This is a genomic window from Micromonospora sp. CPCC 205539 (genome assembly GCF_036906815.1).
In the GTDB taxonomy this organism is placed as follows: Bacteria; Actinomycetota; Actinomycetes; order Mycobacteriales; family Micromonosporaceae; genus Micromonospora.
The window spans coordinates 329,449-348,657 of record NZ_JBAKHW010000001.1; the positions used below are offsets into that span (position 1 = coordinate 329,449).

The window sequence follows — 19,209 nt, forward strand, 5'->3', positions numbered from 1 at the left end:
AGGCGCCATGACCCGTCCCCGTATGCCGCTCCTGCGGGCAGCCACCCGACTGGCTGCTCTCGTCGCGGCGACCGCCGGCGTGCTGCTCGCCGTCACCACACCCGCAAGCGCCGCCGTGCCGACCGGCCGCTACGTCGCACTGGGCGACTCCTACACGTCGGGTCCGCTGATCCCCACCCAGGTCGACCTGAACTGCCTGCGTTCCAACCGGAACTACCCGGCCCTGGTCGCCGCGTCCGCCGGCTCGTCGCCGTTCGTCGACGTGAGCTGCTCCGGGGCCACCACCGACGACATCCTCTACCCCGGCAGTGGGACGTTGGGCATCGCGGTGCCACCGCAGCTCAGCGCGGTCACGTCGAACACCGCACTGGTGACGGTGCAGATCGGCGGCAACGACATCGGCTTCTCCGGCATCATCAGCGCCTGTGCGGAGGCCAGCCTCAAGAGTCCGCTCGGATCGCCCTGCAAGGATCGGTACACCGCCGGAGGCGTCGACCAGTTGCAGGCCAGGATCGCCGCCGCCGCGCCGAAGGTGACCGCCGTGCTGCAGGCGGTCCGCCAGGCCGCGCCGGGGGCGCGGGTCGTGGTCCTCGGATACCCGGCGATCGTGCCGGACACCGGGTACGGCTGCTGGCCGGTGGTCCCGATCGCCTACCAGGACGTGCCGTACCTGCGCGGTGTCGAGAAGTCGCTCAACGCGACGCTGGCCCGCACCGCCACGGCGAACGGCGCCACCTACGCCGACGTCTACACCCCCTCCATCGGCCGCGACGCGTGCAAGAGCAGCGGCACCCGGTGGGTCGAGGGACTGGTGCCGCAGAACTCGGCCGCCCCGTTCCACCCGAACGCCCGGGGCGAGCAGGGCATGGCCAACGCCCTGCTGGCCACGCTGAACAGCTGACCGGACGCCGCACCGGCTGAGCCGGCTCCGCCACGCCATGGCGGAGCCGGACCCGCCGGCCGAGCGCCCTCTGAGGCGATGGACATCCTGTCCGGCCCGCTGTACTTCAGGCTCCTCATCACGCAGGAGCCGCTGACGCACGAGTACGTCGAGCGCGTCCTCAGAACCCTCCTCGCGGGGATGACACCGAGACCGTGACGGGGAGTCTCGACGCGACGTCGTCGCGCGGGCAGCGGAGCGGCTCGACCTGCCCCACGACCCCGCTGCGCAACGCCTCGGCCCCCGCCAGCTCGCGCAGCACCCGTGCCACCTCGGCGCTGCCACCGAACTGGAAGCCGAGCTGCGTCGTGTAGCACCGCACCGCTTCGATCTTGCGAGCGAGCTGGGCGCCGATCGGAAACGCCAGGTCCCGGCCGCGCGGCACGATCCGCCACGGCTCCTCGTGGGGGGCACGCCGCACGTACGGCACGTCGCGCCACCACAGCGCCGCATCGGTGAGATCGGCGACCGTCTCGGCGACGATCCGGTGATCGGTGTGCCCGCCGAGGGCCTGCGGGGCGAGCACCACGTCGGCGGCGGCGACGGACTGCCGCAGCGCCGCGCGTAGCGCCGCACCGATCCCGTCGTCCGTTCGTACTCCGGCGAACAGCTCCGGGGCGCTGCGGTAACCGCGGTGGGGCGCCTCCGGGAAGGGCAGGTGGATCGGTTCGGCGCCGAGGACGGCGCAGGCGGCGTGGTCCTCCGCGCGGCGCAGTGCCATGTAGTCGGCGTCGGCCGGTAGTCCCTTGTCGAGCTGGGTGCTGAGGGCGAACGGAGACGGGTCGGCGACCGTCGCCGTGAAGCAGGTCACCACCTGCACACGCCATCCGGCGTCGGACAGCGCGGCGAGCGCGCCGCCGACGGAGAAGACCGCATCGTCGAGGTGCGGGCTCACCGCCACGACGCGGCCAGGCCCACCCGCCGCGTCGGAGCCGCCGCTCACAGCAGATGGGGCGCGGCGCGGAAGCGGCACGCGGGGTCGACCGGCGGATCCGCGATCTCCGGTATGTCGGCGGTCAGTCCCTGGTAGACGGCGGTGATCTGGTCGGCGACCACCGGCCAGCTCCACCGCTCCTCGACATCTCGGCGGGCCTGCGTGGCGAGGCGGCGGCCCAGCGCCGCGTCGTCGATCAGCCGGCGCACCGCACGGCCGAGCGCCCTGGCGTCGCCGGCCGGCACCAGCAACCCGTTCTCCTCCGGGCGTACGCAGTCGCGGACCCCGACGACGTCGGTCGAGACCACCGGCAGGCCAGTCGCCATCGCCTCCAGGATCGTGTTCGAGAAGCCCTCGGCGTAGGTGGGGCTGACGAAGATGTCGCCTCGGGCGTACACCTCGTGGGCGCGGTGATAGTCGACCGCGCCGAGCAGGTCCACGTCCGCGCCGAGACCAAGCTCGCCGACCCGATCGGCGGTGGCGTCCCGGTCGGGCCCGATGCCGGAGATCCGCAGCCGGACAGGCACCCCGTCCGCGCGCAGGTCCGCCATCGCGTCGAGCAGGTCCAGCACGCCTTTGCGGGCGTCCACCCGGCCGTGGTACAGCAGCACGACCGGGTCGCTGAGCCGGCCCAGCGGGCGTACCGGCACGAAACGCTCAGCATCGGTGGCACCCGGCACGACGGTGAACCGGGACGGGTCGACCTCGTGCCGGGCGCAGACCTCGGCCGCGAACGACGGCGAGCCGATGAGCAGCGCGGGGGCGTGCCGGAACACGGCACGCACCAGGTCCTGGTGCGTGGCGCAGCAGGTGCCGACCCAGTGCCCGTCACCGCCCTGCACCGACACCACCGCCGGCAGGCCCGCCGCGCGGGCCGCGCGCAGCACCGCCAGCCCATTGGGGTACGCGTACTGCGCGTGCAGGACGTCGAACGGGCGCTCGGCATGCAGCCGCAGCACGGTCGCGGTCATCTCGGCCACGTCCGCCTCGAAGTCCGCCGCCTCGCCCCGGCCGACGGCCTGCTCACCGCGCGCCTCCAGAGCGTGTACCGCCACCCCGTCGGGCACCCGGTCCGGTGGTGGCGGTCCACCACCGTAGATCGCCCGTCCAGCCGGGTCACCTCGGTACTGCGACACCATGGTCACCTCGTGACCGGACCGCACCAGGTGCCGCAGCAGGTTCTCCGCGTACGCGCTCATGCCGGACACGGCGGGCCAGTACCGGCGGGAGACGAAGCAGATCCTCACGACGCGCCCGCCCGTACGCGAGTGCCGTGCGCGGCCTGCCGCTCGGCGGCGCGGAGCGCGGCCAGCGCGGTCGGCACCATGGTGTCGGCCCGGTGCGCGTCACGGGACAGCTCGACGCTGACCAGCCCGGAGTAGCGGACGTCGGTCAGCGCGCCGAGCACCGCCGGGAAGTCCATGTCGCCCTCACCCGGCGCCCGGTGCTCGTGCCGGCCGTACGGCATGTCCTCGACCGCGCAGGCGCCCAGCCGGTCGCCGAACGCGTGCACCGCCCCGGCCGGCGTGTAGCGGCCGGAGACTAGGCAGTGCCCGGTGTCCAGCGCGAGCGTCAGGCCGGGCACCTCGGCGGCGAGTCGGGCCCAGTCGTCGCAGTCGTCCACCAGCATCCCGGGCTCGGGCTCGAACGCACACACCACACCCCGCAGGGCCGCATGGTCCATGACGTTCGTGACACCGTCGACCAGCCACCGCCAGCTCCGATCCCGATCGAGTCCCGGATCCGGCACCCCGGCCCAGAACGACACCGCCTCGCTGCCCAGACCCGCAGCGATGTCCACACAGGTACGCAGAAAGTCGCGACGGCGCTCGCGGTCGCCCTCGTCCGGCGCGATCAGGGTCGGATGGTGCTTACGGCGCGGGTCGAGCAGGAACCGGGCGCCCGTCTCCACCACACTGGCCAGACCGAGACGGGACAGCCGGCGAGCCAGCCGATCGGTGCGGCCGACCAGATCCGGGGCGTACGGGTCGTGGTGGGCGACGTCGACGGTAAGGGCGACACCGGCGTAGCCGGCGTCCGCCAGCAGATCGAGCGCGTCGACGAGGCGGTGCGAGGTCAACCCGTTGGTGTTGTACGCGTAGCGCAGCGTCATTGTCCGCTCCGGGCCACAGCGTGCCGGGCCGGCTCCCGGTAGAGCGGGTAGAGCGGGCCGATGGTCCGCCCGGCGCCGGCGAAGTCGAACCAGGCGTCGCCGTTCAGTCGATCCCGGCCGACCTCGTCGAGGACCACGGCAGCGGTGCCCGCTCGCGGTGGTGGCCCGTACCCCACCAGCGGTGAGTCCCGCTCGACGAGCCGGACGACGCCCCGGGCACCGATCCGTCCGTACGACATGGTCTCCGCCTCGATGCCGGGCACGATCACCTTGACCGCGACGGCCGGTTCGTCGGTCGGGGTGGCGACGACCAGCACGTCGAAGTCGGCGAGCCGACGCAGCAGCTCGTCCAGCAACACCGCGGGCTCGTCGAGGCTGCCCTGCGCGACGGTGGGCAACGCCGAGAACGGCACGCTCTCGCGCCGGGCCAGGACGACGGGCTCCAGCAGGGCGATCAACCGCTCGCCGTCGAGTCGTGTCCACCGCCGCATCGCGTCGAGCGCGCGGGGTTCCTGCGGCGTGGGTGGCCGAGCGAACTCCCGGCGCCAGTACGCCGCCGGCGCGATCGGACGCAGCCGGTCGATCGCGTCGTGGGCGAAGACCTTCCGGGATCGCGAGGAGACGTACTCCAGTAGCGCCTTGCGCAGCGCGGTCTCCCGGTCCGGGTGCACCGCCTCCCCGCACGCGGTCACCGCGAGCGGCGGCGTCGCGGGATCCATGTCGATGCCGACGACGTGCACGTCAGCCATCCCGAACGCCGTGCTGGCGAGCTTCGCCAGCACCCCGATCCCCGCCGTTCGCAGCCGGTCCAGCGTGGCCAGGGTGACCGGGTCGTGGACCGCGTCGAGGTCGACGACCACACCTCGGTCCATCGCCCGGAACGCGGTGGTGTTCCCGTCGCGTTGCAGCAGCTCCAGCAGGCCGTGCGCGACCGCCCGTTCGACGGTGTCACCGGCACCGGCGCCGTTGGTGATCACGGTGATCAGCCGCTCGGCCGGGTCCTGCCCCGGCAGGTCTGCATCGGACGTGGCACAGAACTCCGCCGGCACCAGGACGGTCTCGCCGGTGCGCCAGCGCACGGTGGGCAACCAGGAACGCGGCTGGTCGTCGTCGACCACCGTCCCGGCCGGCAGCACCAGCGAGCGTGGGTCGACCACCCCGGTCGGGCCCACCTCGCGCCGCAGCTCGGCGTACGAGGCGTGGCGCGGGATCAGCGCGCGCAGGTGCCGGTTCAGCAGCAGATCCTCGACCAGCTCGCCGTACGCCCCGATGCGGGCCTGCTCGGCGGTCGCTCCGTAGCCGAAGGCGACGGCCCGGGGCCAGCCGTCGCCGACGTGGTCGGCGGCGACGACCGGCAGTCCGAGCCGGTCCACCGCGCTGACGTCGAAGTCGCCCACCTCCCCCGATGGCAGGGCATCGGCGAGCCGGTCGGCGACCGACGGCGCGGCGACCGTGGCCGTACGGGGACGCGAAGCTCCGGTCATGACAACTCCTCGATCGGGATCGGTCCGGCCACCGGCTGCCCGGCGAGCTGCCGGTCGAACAGGGCGAGCACCTGCTTGCGGGAGACCGGCGCGGCGTACTCGAAGGGGGTGGCGACCGCCTCGAAGTCGACCTGCTCGACCAGGTCCCGGGCCTGCCGCACCTCGGCGTGCGACAACGGCACCTGCGCGTGGTACGCCTTGTGACAGGAGATTCCGACCGGGGTCGTCCCGTCCAGGTCCACTTTGATCAGGTCGCCGACGAAGAGGATGCCGCGCTGCGAGTCGTGCAGGACGTTGTGCCCGGGGAAGTGGCCGCCGCTGCGGTAAATGACCAGTCCCGGTGCCAGCTCGAGCCGCTCGTCGGTCGGCCAGGTGACCTGGAACGCCTTGGTCCAGATCAGGTCGTCCACCCCGATGGCGAGCACCGGCGGGGCCAGTTCGTCCTGAAGCTGCCAGAGCGCCCCGTAGCCGTGCACGTGGCTGGCGCCGAGCGCGACCAGGCCGCCACCGGCGCGCAGCCGAGCCAGCGCCTCCGGCGGGTACCAGCCGGCGGCCTCCCAGCCGACCAGGCCCGCGGCCGTCTCGATCACCCAGCCGGTGCTGCCGAGCCCCAACTGCGGCTCACTCCAGTAACCGGTCACCCCGGGGGTCACCTCGGTCCAGCGGGCCTCCCTACCGACGGCGACGTCGTCGGCCGAGGCGAAGTCCCAGCCGTCCTCGGGCAGAGCGTTGCGGACGTCGGTGCAGACCGGACAGGACGGCGGTGCGGCGAACCACCGTTGCCAGAACCCGCAGTTGCCGCAGGCGTACGGCCGCAACGGCATGGTCAGCTCCTTTCGGCGGCGCTGTGCAGCAGCTCGTACAGGCGGAGGTCCCGCTCCAGCGGCCAGGGCCAGGGCGCGCCTCGGACGGCGGCGGAGAAGGCGCGCAGCTGGGCGGTGAACGGGCCGGTGGCGGTGTCGAACGGCACGTCGACGGCGGTGCCGGTGGCGGCGTCCAGACGGGTCAGGATGCCCCCGGCGGTCTGGCCCAGGGTGTCCACCGCGACGAGTTGGGCGCGGGTGCCGACGATCTCCAGCCGGCGGCGGGGCAGCGGGTCGGCGGTGTTGAACGACACGTGCGCCTGCACCAGGACGCCTCCGCCGGTCAGTCCGGCGAGCACCGCACCGTCGTCCACGTCGTAGGCGTGCACCCGCCGCTGGGTGCGTACGGCCAGTTCGGTCAGGTCGTCGTCGAGCAGCGCGCCGACCAGGTCGATGCCGTGCGGGGCGAGGTCGATCAGCGCTCCGCCGCCGGAGCGGGCCTCATCGACGCGCCAGTTGTCGTGCGGGCGGCCGTCCGGGCTCCAGGACGGTGGTAGCCAGCACCCGTATACGATCCGTACGGCGGTGATCGTGCCGAGGTCACCGGCCTCGACCAGTTCGGCGATCCGTCGGTGCGCGGGGTGGAACCGTTGGTCGAAGGCGGCCCCGGCGAGCAGCCCGCCGGCGGCGGCTACGAGCCTGCGGGCCTCGGGCAGCTCGGCCGCCAGCGGCTTCTCGCAGAGCACCGGGAAGCCGGCCTTGGCGACCGCCGCGACCACGTCGGCGTGCGTGTGGTTGGGCGTCGCCACGTACACCGCCTCGACCTCGGGGTGGTCGAGCAGCATGTCCAGGTCGGTGGTCGCCAGCGCCTCGGGGTTGAGTGCTCGCGCCGCGTCCGGGTCGCGGTCGCAGGCGGCCACCAGTCGGCCGCCGGCCGCCCGTACCGCCGGGGCGACGTGGTCGCGGGCCACCCAGCCACAGCCGACCACCCCCCAGCGCACCGGTCCGGTCACGGCGTTCACCACCGCTCGGGCAGGTCGAGCAGGAGCCGGCGGCGCACCGCGTCGGGTCCCGGCACCTCGGGCCAGCGCGGGGGCAGGTAGGCGTCGGCGCGGGCGCCGTACTCGCCCGCCCACCGCTCGTCCGGCCAGCGGCGTCGCCCGTCGTCGCCGTACAGCGGGTTGCGTCGCAGTGGGTTTCCCGGCGGCGGCAGCAGTAGCGCCGGCTCGAAGCGGGCAACGGCCGCGTCGCGGGCCAGGCCGAGGGCCTCGGTCGCGGCCAGCTCCGCCGCGCTCGCCGGGGCCGGTGCCCGGCCGGCGACGGTGGCGGCGGTCAGCTCCTCCTCGGCGTACGCGACGCTGTCCGGCAGCAGCGCGGTCCAGCCGGCCGGGTCCAACGAGATTCCGGCCTGCCCGGCCGGGTGCTCGGCGTTGTGCAGGTGACCGAGCAGCAGCGCGCCCCCGGGACCGGCGGCGGCCAGCGCGGCGGCGACGAAGGCGGCCTTGTCCGGCAGGAAGTAGAGAGCGTCGTGGCAGGCGACGTGCCGGGCACCGCCGCCGGGCGGCAGCGGCCAGCCGGCGGTCAAGTCGGCGCAGACCAGGGCGACGGGCACGGTGGGCGGCAGGACGAAGCGGCGGGCCAGCCACAGCTTGGCGTACACCACGTCGACGCCGGTGGCGTCGGTGTGCCCGTGCAGGACCAGGTGGCGCAGGAGGTGCCCCGTGCCGCAGGCGAGGTCCACCACCGGCCGCGCCCCCGGAGGGTGGGCGGCGGTGAGGGCGAGCGCCGCCAACCAGCTCGGGTCGCTCCAGCGGTGCCGGAAGTAGGTGCCGACGCGGCCCAGGGCGAGCAGGTCGACCGCGTCGGTGAGGGTCCGCGCCCGCAGCGCCGCGCGCAGCCGCGCCGGCGGCGGCGGTGCCGCGTCCCACCAGTCGTCGGCGTCGGCGAGGAGGACCACGGCGGCCGTGTCCGGGTCGGCGTCGTCGAGCGCGGCGACGGCGCGTTCCCGCAGCGCCTCGCGATCGGGTCGCAGCCACGGGATGCCGGCCACTACCGGCCACCGCCGGTCGCCGTCGGTCAGGGTGTACGGGGTGTCGGGGCGCAGTTCGGCGCCGTCCGGGCCGCGCCACGGCACCACGGCGGGAGCACCGACGGCGGTCACAGCCCAGCCGCCCGCAGCACCGCCCGGTGGTAGTCCGTCACCGGCCCGTCGTGCACCAGCGCGAGGTCGACCAGCGCCTGGTCGGCGGTGAAGGCCGCGGCGCGGGCGTGGTGGTGCACCTGGAGCACCCGGTCCAGTACGTCGGCGGCGTGGAACGCCTGACCGAGCGGGGTGTCCGCGGACGCACGGTGGGCCAGCACGGCGCTGGTGCGTTCGGCGAGCCGCTCGGGCAGGGCGACCAGTTCGACCTGGGTCAGCCGGTCGACGACCTCGTCCAGGTGGGCGCCGAGCAGCTGCTCCCCGGCGAAGCCCGCGTCGGGCAACCGGGCGTTGTGCAGGTGGTGGGCGAGGCCGAGGAGGAACGCCTCCCCCGGATCGGCGCCGGTGTCGTGCGCCAGCAGGGCGGCGTAGACGGCGACCGCCCAGCAGTGTTCGGCGTGGTTCTCCGCGGGCTCGACAACGAGGCGGGACCGGCCGGGTGCGGTGGCGCCGGCCCGGGGTTGCGCGCACAACGTGGTCACGAACGACGGCACCGGGGCCTGCGGCGCATCGCCGGCGGTCAGGTCGGGCAGCGCGTCCCGCAGTCGACGGGTGGTGCCCGGGTGCAGCGCGGCGGCCAACTCGCCGATCGCCCGGTCCAGCACCGCCGCGCTCTGCCCGGTGGTGAGTCCGCAGGCGGTGAGGCGTTCGGCGTCCAGACCGCCGAGGCGGGCGCCGGCGACCGCGGCGGCGCACTCGCGCGCAGCGACGGCGTTCGGGTCGGCCCCGGCCACGAGCATCGCCCAGGACCGGACGAAGGCGCGCTGGGCGGCGGAGCCGGTCGCGTGCGCCACCCGGACCCGTTTGAGGTCGCCGACCTCCCGGAACAGGGTCGGTACCGCGGCCAGCCGATCCGCCGGCACCGCGACCAGTGCTGCGGTCATGCCGCCCGGTCCAGCCAGTTCAGCAGCATCCGCTCCTGGGCGTGCAGCGCGTGCTCCGGCACCCGGCCGTCGCGGGTGGCGGGAGCCTTGAAGAAGTAGCCGAGCTGTTCCTGGGCCCCGGCCTCGCCGCGGCGGGCCGCCTCGTCGAGCAGTCGGACCAGCTCCAGGACGAGCGGTGCGGCGAGGATCGAGTCCCGACACAGAAAGTTGATCTTCATCTGCATCCGCTGGCCGAGGAAGCCGACCAGGTCGATGTTGTCCCACGCCTCCTTGGCGTCACCGCGCGGCCGGTAGTAGTCGATGCGGACGACGTGGTCCTCCACCTGGTAGCCGAGGATCTGGTTGAGCACCGAGCCCTTGGTGTCGAGCTTGCTCGCCAGCGATGTCGGGTCGTCGAGGATCTGGCCGTCACGGTTGCCGAGGATGTTCGTCGAGTACCACCCCTCGACGGTCAGCGCCCGGGACCGGAACGCCGGTGCCAGCACCGTCTTGACCAGGGTCTGACCGGTCTTGCCGTCCTTGCCGGCGACCGGCACGCCACGTTGCAGCGCCAGCTCGAGCAGGGCCGGCACCTCGGCGCCGAGGCTGGGCGTGAAGTTGGCGAACGGGCATCCCTCCTGGATCGCGGCGTAGGCGTAGAGCAGGCCGGGGGTGATCGCCGGGTCGTCACCGTCGAGACCGACCTCGAAAGCCTCCAGACCCGCGAGCACCGGCGCGGCCGGATCCGGACGGGCCTCGGTGGAGGCGACGTTCACCACCACCACCCGGTCCAGTCGCTGGGTTTCCCGGAAGCGGCGCAGATCCCCGCGCAGGTGCTCGACCCGCCCACGCAACGGCCCCACCGGCACCACGTTCGCGCCACTGGCGTTGCGGCAGTACGCCGGATCAGCGACCGCCGGCCACGGCCGGATCTCCTGCAACGGCGCGGCGACCGCGTCGAGGTGCGCCGGTTCCACCACCCGGTGCACGTGCGCCGCCTTGGCGAGGTCGTCGGGCGCGAGATCCCAGCCGCCGAAGACGAGCGCCTCGTACGGCACCAGGTCGGTGCGCCCCGCCAGCGGCAGCCCGGACGTGTCCCCCGTACCGAGCCGCAGCAACTCCACGCCGGCGACGGCGGTGGTGGCGACCGCACCGCCCAGGCCGACCACCGCGACCCCTACCCGTCGATCCGTCATGCTTCCCCCGTTTCGCGCCGGTCCGTCCGACCTGGGCCGGCGGGTACCCGTTCGACGGGGGTCAAGTCATGCACGTTCGTCGACTCGACAGGTTCGCGTAATCCGCACCTGCGGAGCATCGTGCCTGGTCAAGATGCAGGTGGGCGGCATGGTCGACCGGGCCGCCACCCGGGGAGGTAGCTCGTGAAGGTCCTCGTCGCCGGCGGAGCCGGATTCATCGGGAGCACCATCGCGTCCTTGCTGATCGACGCCGGCCACACCCCGGTCGTCGTCGACAACCTGACGACCGGACGGCGCGAGTTCGCCTACGGGCGGATCTTCCACGAAGGGGACATCGCCGACTCCACCGTCGTCGACCACGTTCTCGACCGGCATCCGGACATCGAGGCGGTAGTGCACTGCGCGGCCCTCATCGTGGTGCCGGACTCGGTGACCCGCCCGGTGGACTACTACCGGGCGAACGTCTCGGCGACGCTCGAGTTCGTCGACCGCCTCCTCGCCCGCGGCATCCATCGGATGATCTTCAGTTCCTCGGCGTCGATCTACGAGCCAGGCCCCGATCTCGCTGTGGACGAGACCGCGCCGCTCGTGGCCACCAGCCCGTACGCGCACACCAAGGTCGTGGCGGAACGGATGCTGGCCGATGTCGCCGCGAGCAGCCCGCTGCGGGTGCTGTCACTGCGCTACTTCAATCCGGTCGGAGCGGATCCGATGCTGCGGACCGGCCTGCAGGCCCCGATGCCCACGCACGCGCTGGGTCAGCTCATCGAGGCACACCGGACCGGGGTGCCCTTCCCGGTCACCGGCTCGGACTGGCCCACCCGGGACGGCACCGGGCTGCGCGACTACGTGCACGTCTGGGACCTGGCCACGGCCCACCTGCGGGCGCTGGAACGGTTCGACGGCCTCTTCCCCACCGGCGCGTCTCCGCACCGGGCGATCAACCTGGGCACCGGAACCGGCACCACCGTGCGGGAACTGGTCGCGGAGTTCAACCAGGTGGTTGCCCGACCGGTCCCCACGGTCGAGGCACCACGGCGGCCCGGCGACACCGTCGGGGCGTACACCCGCAGTGCGCTGGCCCGGGACCTGCTCGGGTGGCGGGCCGAGCACAGCCTGGCCACCGGTATCGCCGATGCCTTGGCGTGGCACGACCGGCGGGTACGCCTGCTGCCGGATCTCGCGCCGCAGCCACACCACGTGGCTAGCTGACGCGACCACTTGGGACGGGCGGATGGTAGGCATGACTCGTGGCCTTCTTCGCAGACCTGACGCCCTACACCTACGGGGAGCCACACAGGCAGTGGCCATTCGAGGAGCCGTGGCCGGGACTGCCTCTGCTCAATGTCGGTTGGCTGGACGCCGCGCACCCGTTCGAGACCGGCGCACCTCCCGAGGCGTTGATGCCTGCGCTGACGAAACTGGCCAAGGTACGGGTCTGGCAGACACGTGGTTACCACCATTGCCAACTGTGCGTCCGCGACATGGGCTCCGATGCCGAAGAAGCCGTACGGCTGGGCTTGATCGCCCGCGAGAGCGCCGAGTTCCGGGTGCGGGGCGACGGCGTCGTGTACGCCGTACCTCAACTGGTCACCCACTACGTGGCCGCCCACGAGTACCTGCCGCCACCCGAATTCTGTGCGGCGGCCCTGACGTCGACGAGTTGACCCAAGCCGTCACGCCTCCATGAGCTGCCGCACGGCCGGTTCAGCAGGCCAGCCAGAAGCCCTGGTCGGGTTCGAGTCCGACCAGGGCTTCGCGGCAGGTTGCTCAGTTGGCCGCGGGGAGTCCCGGGTAGAGCTGCTCCAGGCCACCGGACAGCGCCGCGCGCACCGCGCGGCTCTTGTCATCGGCGACCACCTCCAGCGCACGAGACTGGACGCCGTCCAGGGCGAGGCCGGCGACCCAGGCGGGGTCAACCTTGTCTGACTTGTCGGCGTAGTCGGCCATCTCGGTGTCCATGTAGCCGACGTGCAGGGCCGTGACGTCGATCCTCGACGGCGCGAGTTCCTGGCGGAGCACGTTGGTCATCGCCAGCGCAGCGGCCTTGCCCGCGCTGTACGCACCGTAGTTCGGGTAGTGCACCCACGACAGGACCGAGAGGACGTTGAGGATCGCCCCGCCGCCGTTGGCGGCCACGATCGGGGCGAACGCCCGGCTGACCTCGAGCGGGCCGAAGAAGTGCGTCTCCATCTCCAGGCGGATGTTCGTGCTGTCGCCATCGGAGAGCCGGGTGTGGGTGCTGATGCCGGCGTTGTTGATCAGGAGTGTGACGTCCTGCGCGACCTGAGCGGCCCGAGCGACGGAGGCGGCGTCGGTGATGTCCAGCTGCAGGGGCACGACACCGGGCAAATCGACGGACCGGGGGTCACGGACCGCGGCGTAGACCTTCTTCGCGCCCCGCTCGAGCAGCTGCGCGGCGAGGTGGCGGCCCAGGCCACGGTTGGCGCCGGTTACCAGGGCGACCGAGTCTTGGATCTTCATGGGCTGGCTCACTTTCAGGGGCTGACAGGGCGAGGAATTCCGTACCGATCGTTCTCAAAACCGAGACTAGCGCGGCCCGACCCCAGGAGCATGTGAGGGTCCTCGCAGCCAGCGAGGGAATACGTCCGGCCTATCCGGCTGGTCGTTCGGGGGCGTGGAGCATCACCAGCATGCCGTCGACCATCTCCTCCAGGCGCTCGCGACTCGCCCCGGCCCGCACCTGCACGCGTAGGCCCACCCACGCGTTGAACAGCGAGCCGGCCAGCAGCCCCGGATCGGCCTGCGGGGAGACCTCACCCGCCCGTTGACCCCGTCGGACGAGGTCCACGAGCACGCGATACCACTCATCGAAGTTGCGCTCCACCCAGCCGGCAACCTCGGGGTCGCGCGACGCCATCTCGGTCGCGCAGTTGACCGCGAGGCAGCCCTTCGGGGTCTCGCCGATACCCGCGATCGAGGATCGGAACAGACGCCGCAGCGCCTCCCGCGGACTCTCCTCCGCCTCGGCGTCCTCGCGGAGCCCCCGCTGCACCGTCTCGGCGTACCGGTTCAGAGCCTTCAGGTACAGCGAATGCTTGTCGCCGAACGTGTCGTACATGCTCCGCTTGTGCACACCCATGCGCTCCACAAGATCCTGCATGGATGTCTTCTCGTAGCCCTGTTCCCAGAAGAGCCCCATGGCACGGTCCAACGCCACATCCGGGTCGAACTCCTTGTGTCGTGCCACCTCGGCCCCCCTCCGGCCGTCGACGATACCTCTTGAGAACGTTCGGTACGAATAGTGGCGGCCAGCACGCCGCACGTGCGTCGCCGGGTGGGGCCACAGGCTCGTCGGCGGTTTGACCACCAGCGGCCCGGGAAGGCGTCGCCCTACCGCTTGACCGGAAAGAACAGACGACAAGGGCGGGCGAAATGCCATGCGAGCAACCCTGATCTACGGCGCTGGTGACGTGCGGGTGGAAGACGTACCTGACCCGGTGCTGCGCGAACCCACCGACGCCGTGGTGCGGGTGCTCTGTTCGTGCATCTGCGGCAGCGACCTGTGGCCCTACAAGTCGATGCCGGTTGCCGAATCGATGCCGGTCGCCGAGCGGGGCCAGCGCATCGGTCACGAGTTCCTCGGCGTCGTCGAGGACGTCGGCTCGGACGTGTCCGGGCTCCACGCCGGTGATGTCGTGGTGGCCCCGTTCGTCTGGGCGGACAACACGTGCGACTTCTGCGCCGAGGGTCTGCAAACCTCCTGCCGGCACGGGGGCCAGTGGGGTGCTCCCGGCGTGGACGGCGGCCAGGGCGAGGCCGTACGGGTGCCGCAGGCGCAGGGCACCCTGGTGAAGCTGCCCGTCGGCGAGGACTCAGCCCTGCTGCCGTCGCTGCTCACCCTGTCCGACGTGTTTCCCACCGGCCACCACTGCGCCCTGCGGGCAGGCGTCGGGCCGCGGACGACCGTGACGGTGATCGGTGACGGTGCCGTCGGTCTGTGCGCGGTCCTCGCCGCCAAGCGACTCGGCGCCGAGCGGATCCTCCTGATGGGCCGGCACAAGGACCGCACCGACCTCGGACGGTCCTTCGGCGCCACCGATGTCGTCGCCGAGCGCGGCGACGAGGGCGTCGAGAAGGTACGCGAACTCACCGCCGGCGATGGCACGCACGCCGTACTGGAGTGTGTCGGCACCCGCCAAGCCATCGAGATGTCGATGGGCGTCGTCCGGAACGGCGGTGCGGTGAGCCGAGTGGGCGCACCCCAGTATCCCGAGGTGCCGATGGACTTCGCCGTCTTCATGCGCAACGTCACGCTCACCGGAGGCGTCGCGCCGGCCCGGGCGTACATCGAGGAACTGCTGCCCGACGTGCTCGACGGCACGGTCGAGCCGGGCCGGGTGTTCGACCGCACCATCGACCTGGGCGAGGTGCCCGACGGCTACCGCGCGATGAACGACCGCGAGGCGCTGAAGGTGCTCATCCGTTCGTGACTCGAGCGCGGGCGGGTCTCAGGTCAACGGCGCGTACCACTGCGCACCGGTGACCCGGACCCGCCGGGACTGCTTACGGTTCCACTCGACCCGCATGCCGTGCTTACGCAGCACCGGAAACGCGATTTCGTCCAGAAAACGTTCCACGTCGGCCTGGTAGCGGGCCTGCTGCTCGGCCTCCGGCAGGGCGTCGTAGGCGGCCTCGTCGAAGTCGGCTGCGGGGTAGGCGCCGTAGCCGAGGTAGACCTCGCCGTCCTCGCTCGCGAGCAGCGACTCCGTGTCCTGCTGGTGATACCAGAGGTAGCCGTGCCAGTGCCGGGAGTCGTCCCGCTCGTCGTGGATCTCGGCAGCCGCGCAGCTGCCGCAGCAGCTGAAATTCTCCCGAGCCACCACGCCGACCTCGTTGAGCTCGGCGAATGCGCGGTTGAGGTTGCTCCGCACCGCACCCCACGCATGCTGCTGCTCCCGCCGCACGGCAGACGCCTTCTCGTACGCGGCCCGGAGCTCCTCGTCGGTGGCGCCGTGACGCTCCTCGTCGAGGTAGTCGACGAACTCGCCGGCGTCGGCCTCGCCACGCACGATCCAGTCCCAGATCTCGGCCTCGATCTGCCCGCGGCCCGGCTCGGCGATCCGCTCGGGCAGGAACGCGACGCCCTCGGGGCGATCGTTGTAGATCCATCCAGTCACGGCGAGGATCCTTACACGGCCCTCTGACAGCCTGGGCTGGCCTGGTGGACGTCTAAAGGTCCGGGATACTGGGCGCTGTGACGATCAAGGCACTGATCCTCGACTTCGATGGTCTGCTGATGGACACGGAGACCACGTTGTTGGAGAGCTGGCGTTGGGAGTGGCGGCGGCACGGCCTGCAGCTCGACCCGATCGGCTTCTTCGCCGACCACGGCGGCGACGCGAACGAACCGCGTTACAGCGCACTCGCGGCAGCGGTCGGGCCGGCCTACGACCGCACGTCCAGCCATGCGCTGCGGATGGCGCACCGAGCACACCTGAACTCGGCACTGGAGCCGGCGCCCGGCATCGTCGGATGGCTGGACCGGGCCGCCGAGCTGGGGCTTCGGCTCGCCGTGGCGAGCAGCTCCCCGATCACCCACGTGGGCGCGATGCTGGAGCGGGCAGGGCTGCTGGCGCGGTTCGAGGTGGTGGCGACCGGCGAGGAAGTCGCTGCGCACAAGCCCGATCCCGCCGTCTACCTGCTGGCGTTGGACCGGCTCGGGCTGCCCGCGGATCAGGCGATCGCGTTCGAGGACACTCCGCACGGCGTGGCTGCGGCACAGGCCGCTGGGCTCCGCTGCGTCGCGGTGCCGAATCCCCACGCGGACCACGCCCGTTTCGCGGCCGCGGACCTCCTGCTGCCCAGTGCCACGGACCTGTCCCTGGATGCCCTCCTGGCCAGCCTGACTCGGCGCGCGGCCCGTCCCCGATCAGCGTGAGTCGGCGGCCGTCCGGGACGTGTGCGCTGCCCCGACCGGCCGTCCGCGCTCACCGCTTGACGTCGTAGATCCGGTTGGTGACCGTCTCCACAGCCGTCCGCCAGGTCCGCAGCCCGGCCTCCGCCGCGATCGTGCGCATGACCTCCTCGCCCGCGTGGTTGCCCAGGGCGTGCGGCCCCTTCTGAGCGAGCGCGGCGGGCAGGCACAGGACGACCGAGACCGCCGCGAAGGACCTGCCGACCGGGTTGATGTTCTCCGCCGGGTTCCCCGACGTGTTGGGCTCGACGATGAGCACGGTGCCGTCCTCGGCCAACGCCTGTTCCGTACGGCGCAGCGCGGCACCCGGGTCACCCAGGTCGTGCAGGCAGTCGAAGTAGGTGACCAGGTCGTACCCGTGCCCCGGGAAGTCCTGGGCGGTGGCTACCTCGAACGTCACCCGGTCGGCCAGCCCTCGCTCGGCCGCCATCCGCCGGGCCGCCTCGATCGAGGGCTCGTGGAAATCGAACCCGCGGAACCGCGACTGCGGGAAGGCCTCGGCCATGAGCAGCGTCGAGTGGCCGTACCCGCAGCCGATGTCGGCGACGAGCGCGCCGGCCGCGAGCTTGTCCGTCACGCCGGCCAGAGCCGGCAGCCACTCCTGCACGAGGAAGGCGTCGTAGCCAGGGCGGAAGAACTCGGCCACACCGGAGAACAGGTCGGCGGAGTGCTGCTGCCAGCCGTGCCCGTCACCGGTGCGGAACGCCTCCACCAGAGCGTCCTCGGTCCGGTAGAGCGACTGCAGCATCGTGAAGCCACCGGTGACGTTGGTCGGTGCCACCGGGTCGGCCAGCACCGCCGCGTGCTCGTCGGGCAGCTCGTACGTGCCGGCGGCGGCGTCGTACCACACGTACTCGCCTGCGACCTGCGCGTCCAGCCACTCGGAGGCGTAGTGCTCGACGATGCCCGCCTTCGCGGCGAGCTGTGCCGCCGTGATCGGTCCGCTGCCGGCCATCGCCGCATAGAGCCCGAGCCGGGTGCCCAGTGACACCGACAGGCCAGCGAAAGCCGCAGCACTGTCCGTGACCACCCGGCCGAGGAATGCGTTCACCCGATCCTGATCGAGCTGACGTCCGCCATGTGCCATTGTCTCTCCCCGAGGGCGCGTTCCACCGTGTCCGACACTGTTGGAGACGGCCGTGGACAGCGGTTGTTCAACGTGCCCGGCCTGCGATCAGGTGGCAAGGATCACCACCCTGAGTAACCCCGGGTGGGACGTTTCAGCCCATCGCCCCCGCGTGGCCCTCCGGGGCGGAGGCTTCGTCACGACGCGGTGGTGTCGTCCTGATGCTCCGGGCCCAGGTGGCTGCGTTCGCCCTCGTGGTCGAGGATGCAGAGGATCTCGGCCGGGCCGCCGTGCGCGCCGAACGCGTGCGGGACCATGGTGGAGAACTCGGCTGCCTCGTTCGCCCCGACCAGGATCGTGCGCTCACCGAGACGCAGCATGATCGTGCCGGAGAGCACGGTGAGCCAGTCGCGCCCCGGATGCACCCGCAACTCCTGTGGCACCTCGCGAGTGACGCGCATCTTGGCGACGGTCTGCCTGCTGTCCCGGGACAGGAGCCAGGTGGTGATGCCGCGCTCCTCGTTGCAGTGCGGGCGGATCACCACGTCGTCGTCGGCGTCCGACTCCACCAACTGGTCAAGTGTGGTGCCCAGCGCCCGGGCGATCGCCGCCATCTGATCCAGGGCGATCCGCCGGTGGCCGGTCTCGATCCGGCTGAGCGTGGACGGGCTGAGCAGGCAGCGGCTGGCCAGCTCGTCCAGCGACCAGCCCCGGGCCGACCGCAGGCTGCGAATCCGCTGCCGGACCAGGCCCTCCAGATCCTTGTCTTGCTTCATACGCAAGATGCTATGCGCTAATAGCAAGGATCGCTATCGTCGACGCATGGCACACGACCACCTGATCGAGCTGCTCGACCTGGACGCCGAGGTCCTGCACGCATACCACCACGACCTGATCGGCTGGGTCGGCCGCGAGGCCGCCGACACCCCTCGCATCGCCGACCTCGGGGCCGGCAGCGGCACCGGATCACTCGCCCTCGCCCGGGACCTGCCCGGAGCCGAGATCACTGCGGTCGACGTGTCCCCGGAGATGCTGGCCCACCTGCGCAGCCGGGCCGACGCCGCCGGGCTCGGCCAACGGATCCGCACCCTCGAGGCCGACCTCGACCAACCCTGGCCCGACCTCGGCCCGATCGACGTGCTCTGGGCGGCCTCCGCGATGCACCACATGGCCGACCCCGGGCAGGCGCTCGTCTCGGCGTTCGGTGCGCTGCGGCCGGGCGGGCTGCTCGTGATCGCCGAACTGGAGTCGTTCCCGCGCTTCCTCACCGGCACCGCGGACGAGGGCGCCGAGGAGCGCGGTCACGCGGCGATGGCGAAACGTCGGCAGGAGGCCGGCCTGCACATGCACGAGAACTGGGGCGAACGGATCACCCGCGCCGGATTCACGGCGGTGACCGAGCGGCACTTCGACGTCGACCTGCGACCGCCGCTGCCCCCAGCCGCAGCGCGGTACGCGGAAGTCTCGCTGCTCCGCATGTGCCACGGGCTGGACGGGCGGCTGCCGTCCGCTGATCTCGCCGCGCTCGAGAAGGCCGCCGCCGGCCTGGTCGGCCGCACCGACCTCAGCGTCCGCACCGAGCGGACGGTCTGGCTGGCCCGCCGCTAGCCTCGGTCGTGATCGACTCGGTGTCGGTGATGTCGCGGTATCCGACCGTCCCCGGTACGCCGAG

At 72.3% G+C, this 19,209-nt stretch carries 21 protein-coding genes; 7 read left to right on the forward strand and 14 right to left on the reverse strand.

All coding sequences use genetic code 11. From position 1 onward, the window contains the following. Nucleotides 1-7 precede the first annotated feature (7 nt). Together V6V47_RS01410 and V6V47_RS32660 are read left to right on the forward strand one after the other, a co-directional pair. Nucleotides 8-901: an SGNH/GDSL hydrolase family protein gene (locus V6V47_RS01410; protein ID WP_334626067.1), complete on the forward strand. Its 894-nt coding sequence runs from the start codon at nucleotides 8-10 to the stop codon at nucleotides 899-901. 78 nt (nucleotides 902-979) lie between these two features. Further along, entirely contained in the window at nucleotides 980-1,099 is a 120-nt protein-coding gene (locus tag V6V47_RS32660; RefSeq protein ID WP_442934172.1) for a hypothetical protein, read from the forward strand. Here V6V47_RS32660 and V6V47_RS01415 read toward each other — a convergent pair. Genes V6V47_RS01415 through V6V47_RS01455 form a run of 9 tightly spaced genes read right to left on the reverse strand, consistent with a single transcriptional unit; the run spans nucleotide 1,062 to nucleotide 10,533 of the window. Next, entirely contained in the window at nucleotides 1,062-1,835 is a 774-nt protein-coding gene (locus tag V6V47_RS01415) for a PIG-L deacetylase family protein (RefSeq protein WP_334626068.1), read from the reverse strand. The two genes, V6V47_RS32660 and V6V47_RS01415, sit on opposite strands and share 38 nt — an antisense overlap. A 44-nt stretch (nucleotides 1,836-1,879) precedes the next feature. After that, the gene (locus V6V47_RS01420; RefSeq protein ID WP_334626069.1) at nucleotides 1,880-3,073 is read right to left on the reverse strand and encodes a glycosyltransferase family 4 protein; all 1,194 of its coding nucleotides are present in this window, start codon (nucleotides 3,071-3,073) and stop codon (nucleotides 1,880-1,882) included. A 44-nt stretch (nucleotides 3,074-3,117) separates the two neighbouring features. Further along, complete coding sequence (locus V6V47_RS01425; protein WP_334626070.1) at nucleotides 3,118-3,987, reverse strand: sugar phosphate isomerase/epimerase family protein; 870 nt, start codon at nucleotides 3,985-3,987, stop codon at nucleotides 3,118-3,120. Continuing rightward, a complete protein-coding gene (locus V6V47_RS01430; protein ID WP_334626071.1) occupies nucleotides 3,984-5,471 on the reverse strand; it encodes a YcaO-like family protein in 1,488 nt (495 codons plus the stop codon). The genes V6V47_RS01425 and V6V47_RS01430 overlap by 4 nt, the downstream gene beginning before the upstream one ends. After that, nucleotides 5,468-6,295 (reverse strand): MBL fold metallo-hydrolase, encoded by an 828-nt coding sequence (locus V6V47_RS01435; protein WP_334626072.1) that lies wholly within the window; start codon nucleotides 6,293-6,295, stop codon nucleotides 5,468-5,470. The genes V6V47_RS01430 and V6V47_RS01435 overlap by 4 nt, the downstream gene beginning before the upstream one ends. A gap of 2 nt (nucleotides 6,296-6,297) precedes the next feature. Beyond that, complete coding sequence (locus tag V6V47_RS01440; RefSeq protein WP_334626073.1) at nucleotides 6,298-7,287, reverse strand: Gfo/Idh/MocA family protein; 990 nt, start codon at nucleotides 7,285-7,287, stop codon at nucleotides 6,298-6,300. 5 nt (nucleotides 7,288-7,292) lie between these two features. Then, nucleotides 7,293-8,435, reverse strand: coding sequence for a class I SAM-dependent methyltransferase (locus tag V6V47_RS01445; RefSeq protein WP_334626074.1), 1,143 nt, complete (start codon nucleotides 8,433-8,435; stop codon nucleotides 7,293-7,295). After that, nucleotides 8,432-9,358, reverse strand: coding sequence for an HD domain-containing protein (locus tag V6V47_RS01450; RefSeq protein WP_334626075.1), 927 nt, complete (start codon nucleotides 9,356-9,358; stop codon nucleotides 8,432-8,434). Before V6V47_RS01450 ends, V6V47_RS01445 begins: the two co-directional genes overlap by 4 nt. Beyond that, nucleotides 9,355-10,533: an inositol-3-phosphate synthase gene (locus V6V47_RS01455; RefSeq protein ID WP_334626076.1), complete on the reverse strand. Its 1,179-nt coding sequence runs from the start codon at nucleotides 10,531-10,533 to the stop codon at nucleotides 9,355-9,357. The genes V6V47_RS01450 and V6V47_RS01455 overlap by 4 nt, the downstream gene beginning before the upstream one ends. Nucleotides 10,534-10,716: 183 nt before the next feature. On the opposite strand from V6V47_RS01455, the gene galE reads away from it, so the two are divergent. Then, complete coding sequence (galE, locus tag V6V47_RS01460; RefSeq protein WP_334626077.1) at nucleotides 10,717-11,745, forward strand: UDP-glucose 4-epimerase GalE; 1,029 nt, start codon at nucleotides 10,717-10,719, stop codon at nucleotides 11,743-11,745. Nucleotides 11,746-11,783: 38 nt separating this feature from the next. Beyond that, nucleotides 11,784-12,200: a DUF7919 family protein gene (locus V6V47_RS01465; protein WP_334626078.1), complete on the forward strand. Its 417-nt coding sequence runs from the start codon at nucleotides 11,784-11,786 to the stop codon at nucleotides 12,198-12,200. Between the two features lie 103 nt (nucleotides 12,201-12,303). Here V6V47_RS01465 and V6V47_RS01470 read toward each other — a convergent pair whose 3' ends face one another. Continuing rightward, nucleotides 12,304-13,017: an SDR family oxidoreductase gene (locus V6V47_RS01470; RefSeq protein WP_334626079.1), complete on the reverse strand. Its 714-nt coding sequence runs from the start codon at nucleotides 13,015-13,017 to the stop codon at nucleotides 12,304-12,306. Between the two features lie 130 nt (nucleotides 13,018-13,147). Further along, the gene (locus tag V6V47_RS01475; RefSeq protein WP_334626080.1) at nucleotides 13,148-13,744 is read right to left on the reverse strand and encodes a TetR/AcrR family transcriptional regulator; all 597 of its coding nucleotides are present in this window, start codon (nucleotides 13,742-13,744) and stop codon (nucleotides 13,148-13,150) included. Between the two features lie 190 nt (nucleotides 13,745-13,934). Here V6V47_RS01475 and V6V47_RS01480 point away from each other — a divergent pair, with 190 nt between their 5' ends. Further along, nucleotides 13,935-14,987, forward strand: coding sequence for a zinc-binding dehydrogenase (locus V6V47_RS01480; RefSeq protein ID WP_334626081.1), 1,053 nt, complete (start codon nucleotides 13,935-13,937; stop codon nucleotides 14,985-14,987). 18 nt (nucleotides 14,988-15,005) lie between these two features. Here V6V47_RS01480 and V6V47_RS01485 read toward each other — a convergent pair whose 3' ends face one another. After that, entirely contained in the window at nucleotides 15,006-15,674 is a 669-nt protein-coding gene (locus V6V47_RS01485; protein WP_334626082.1) for a DUF6891 domain-containing protein, read from the reverse strand. 77 nt (nucleotides 15,675-15,751) lie between these two features. On the opposite strand from V6V47_RS01485, the gene V6V47_RS01490 reads away from it, so the two are divergent. Then, nucleotides 15,752-16,435, forward strand: coding sequence for an HAD family hydrolase (locus V6V47_RS01490; RefSeq protein WP_334626083.1), 684 nt, complete (start codon nucleotides 15,752-15,754; stop codon nucleotides 16,433-16,435). Nucleotides 16,436-16,484: 49 nt separating this feature from the next. Here the strand turns inward: V6V47_RS01490 and V6V47_RS01495 are convergent, their stop codons facing one another. Continuing rightward, nucleotides 16,485-17,558: a class I SAM-dependent methyltransferase gene (locus V6V47_RS01495; RefSeq protein ID WP_334626084.1), complete on the reverse strand. Its 1,074-nt coding sequence runs from the start codon at nucleotides 17,556-17,558 to the stop codon at nucleotides 16,485-16,487. 176 nt (nucleotides 17,559-17,734) lie between these two features. Continuing rightward, a complete protein-coding gene (locus tag V6V47_RS01500) occupies nucleotides 17,735-18,313 on the reverse strand; it encodes a helix-turn-helix domain-containing protein (protein ID WP_334626085.1) in 579 nt (192 codons plus the stop codon). A gap of 46 nt (nucleotides 18,314-18,359) precedes the next feature. On the opposite strand from V6V47_RS01500, the gene V6V47_RS01505 reads away from it, so the two are divergent. Beyond that, nucleotides 18,360-19,145, forward strand: coding sequence for a class I SAM-dependent methyltransferase (locus tag V6V47_RS01505; RefSeq protein ID WP_334626086.1), 786 nt, complete (start codon nucleotides 18,360-18,362; stop codon nucleotides 19,143-19,145). The last annotated feature ends 64 nt before the right edge of the window (nucleotides 19,146-19,209 follow it).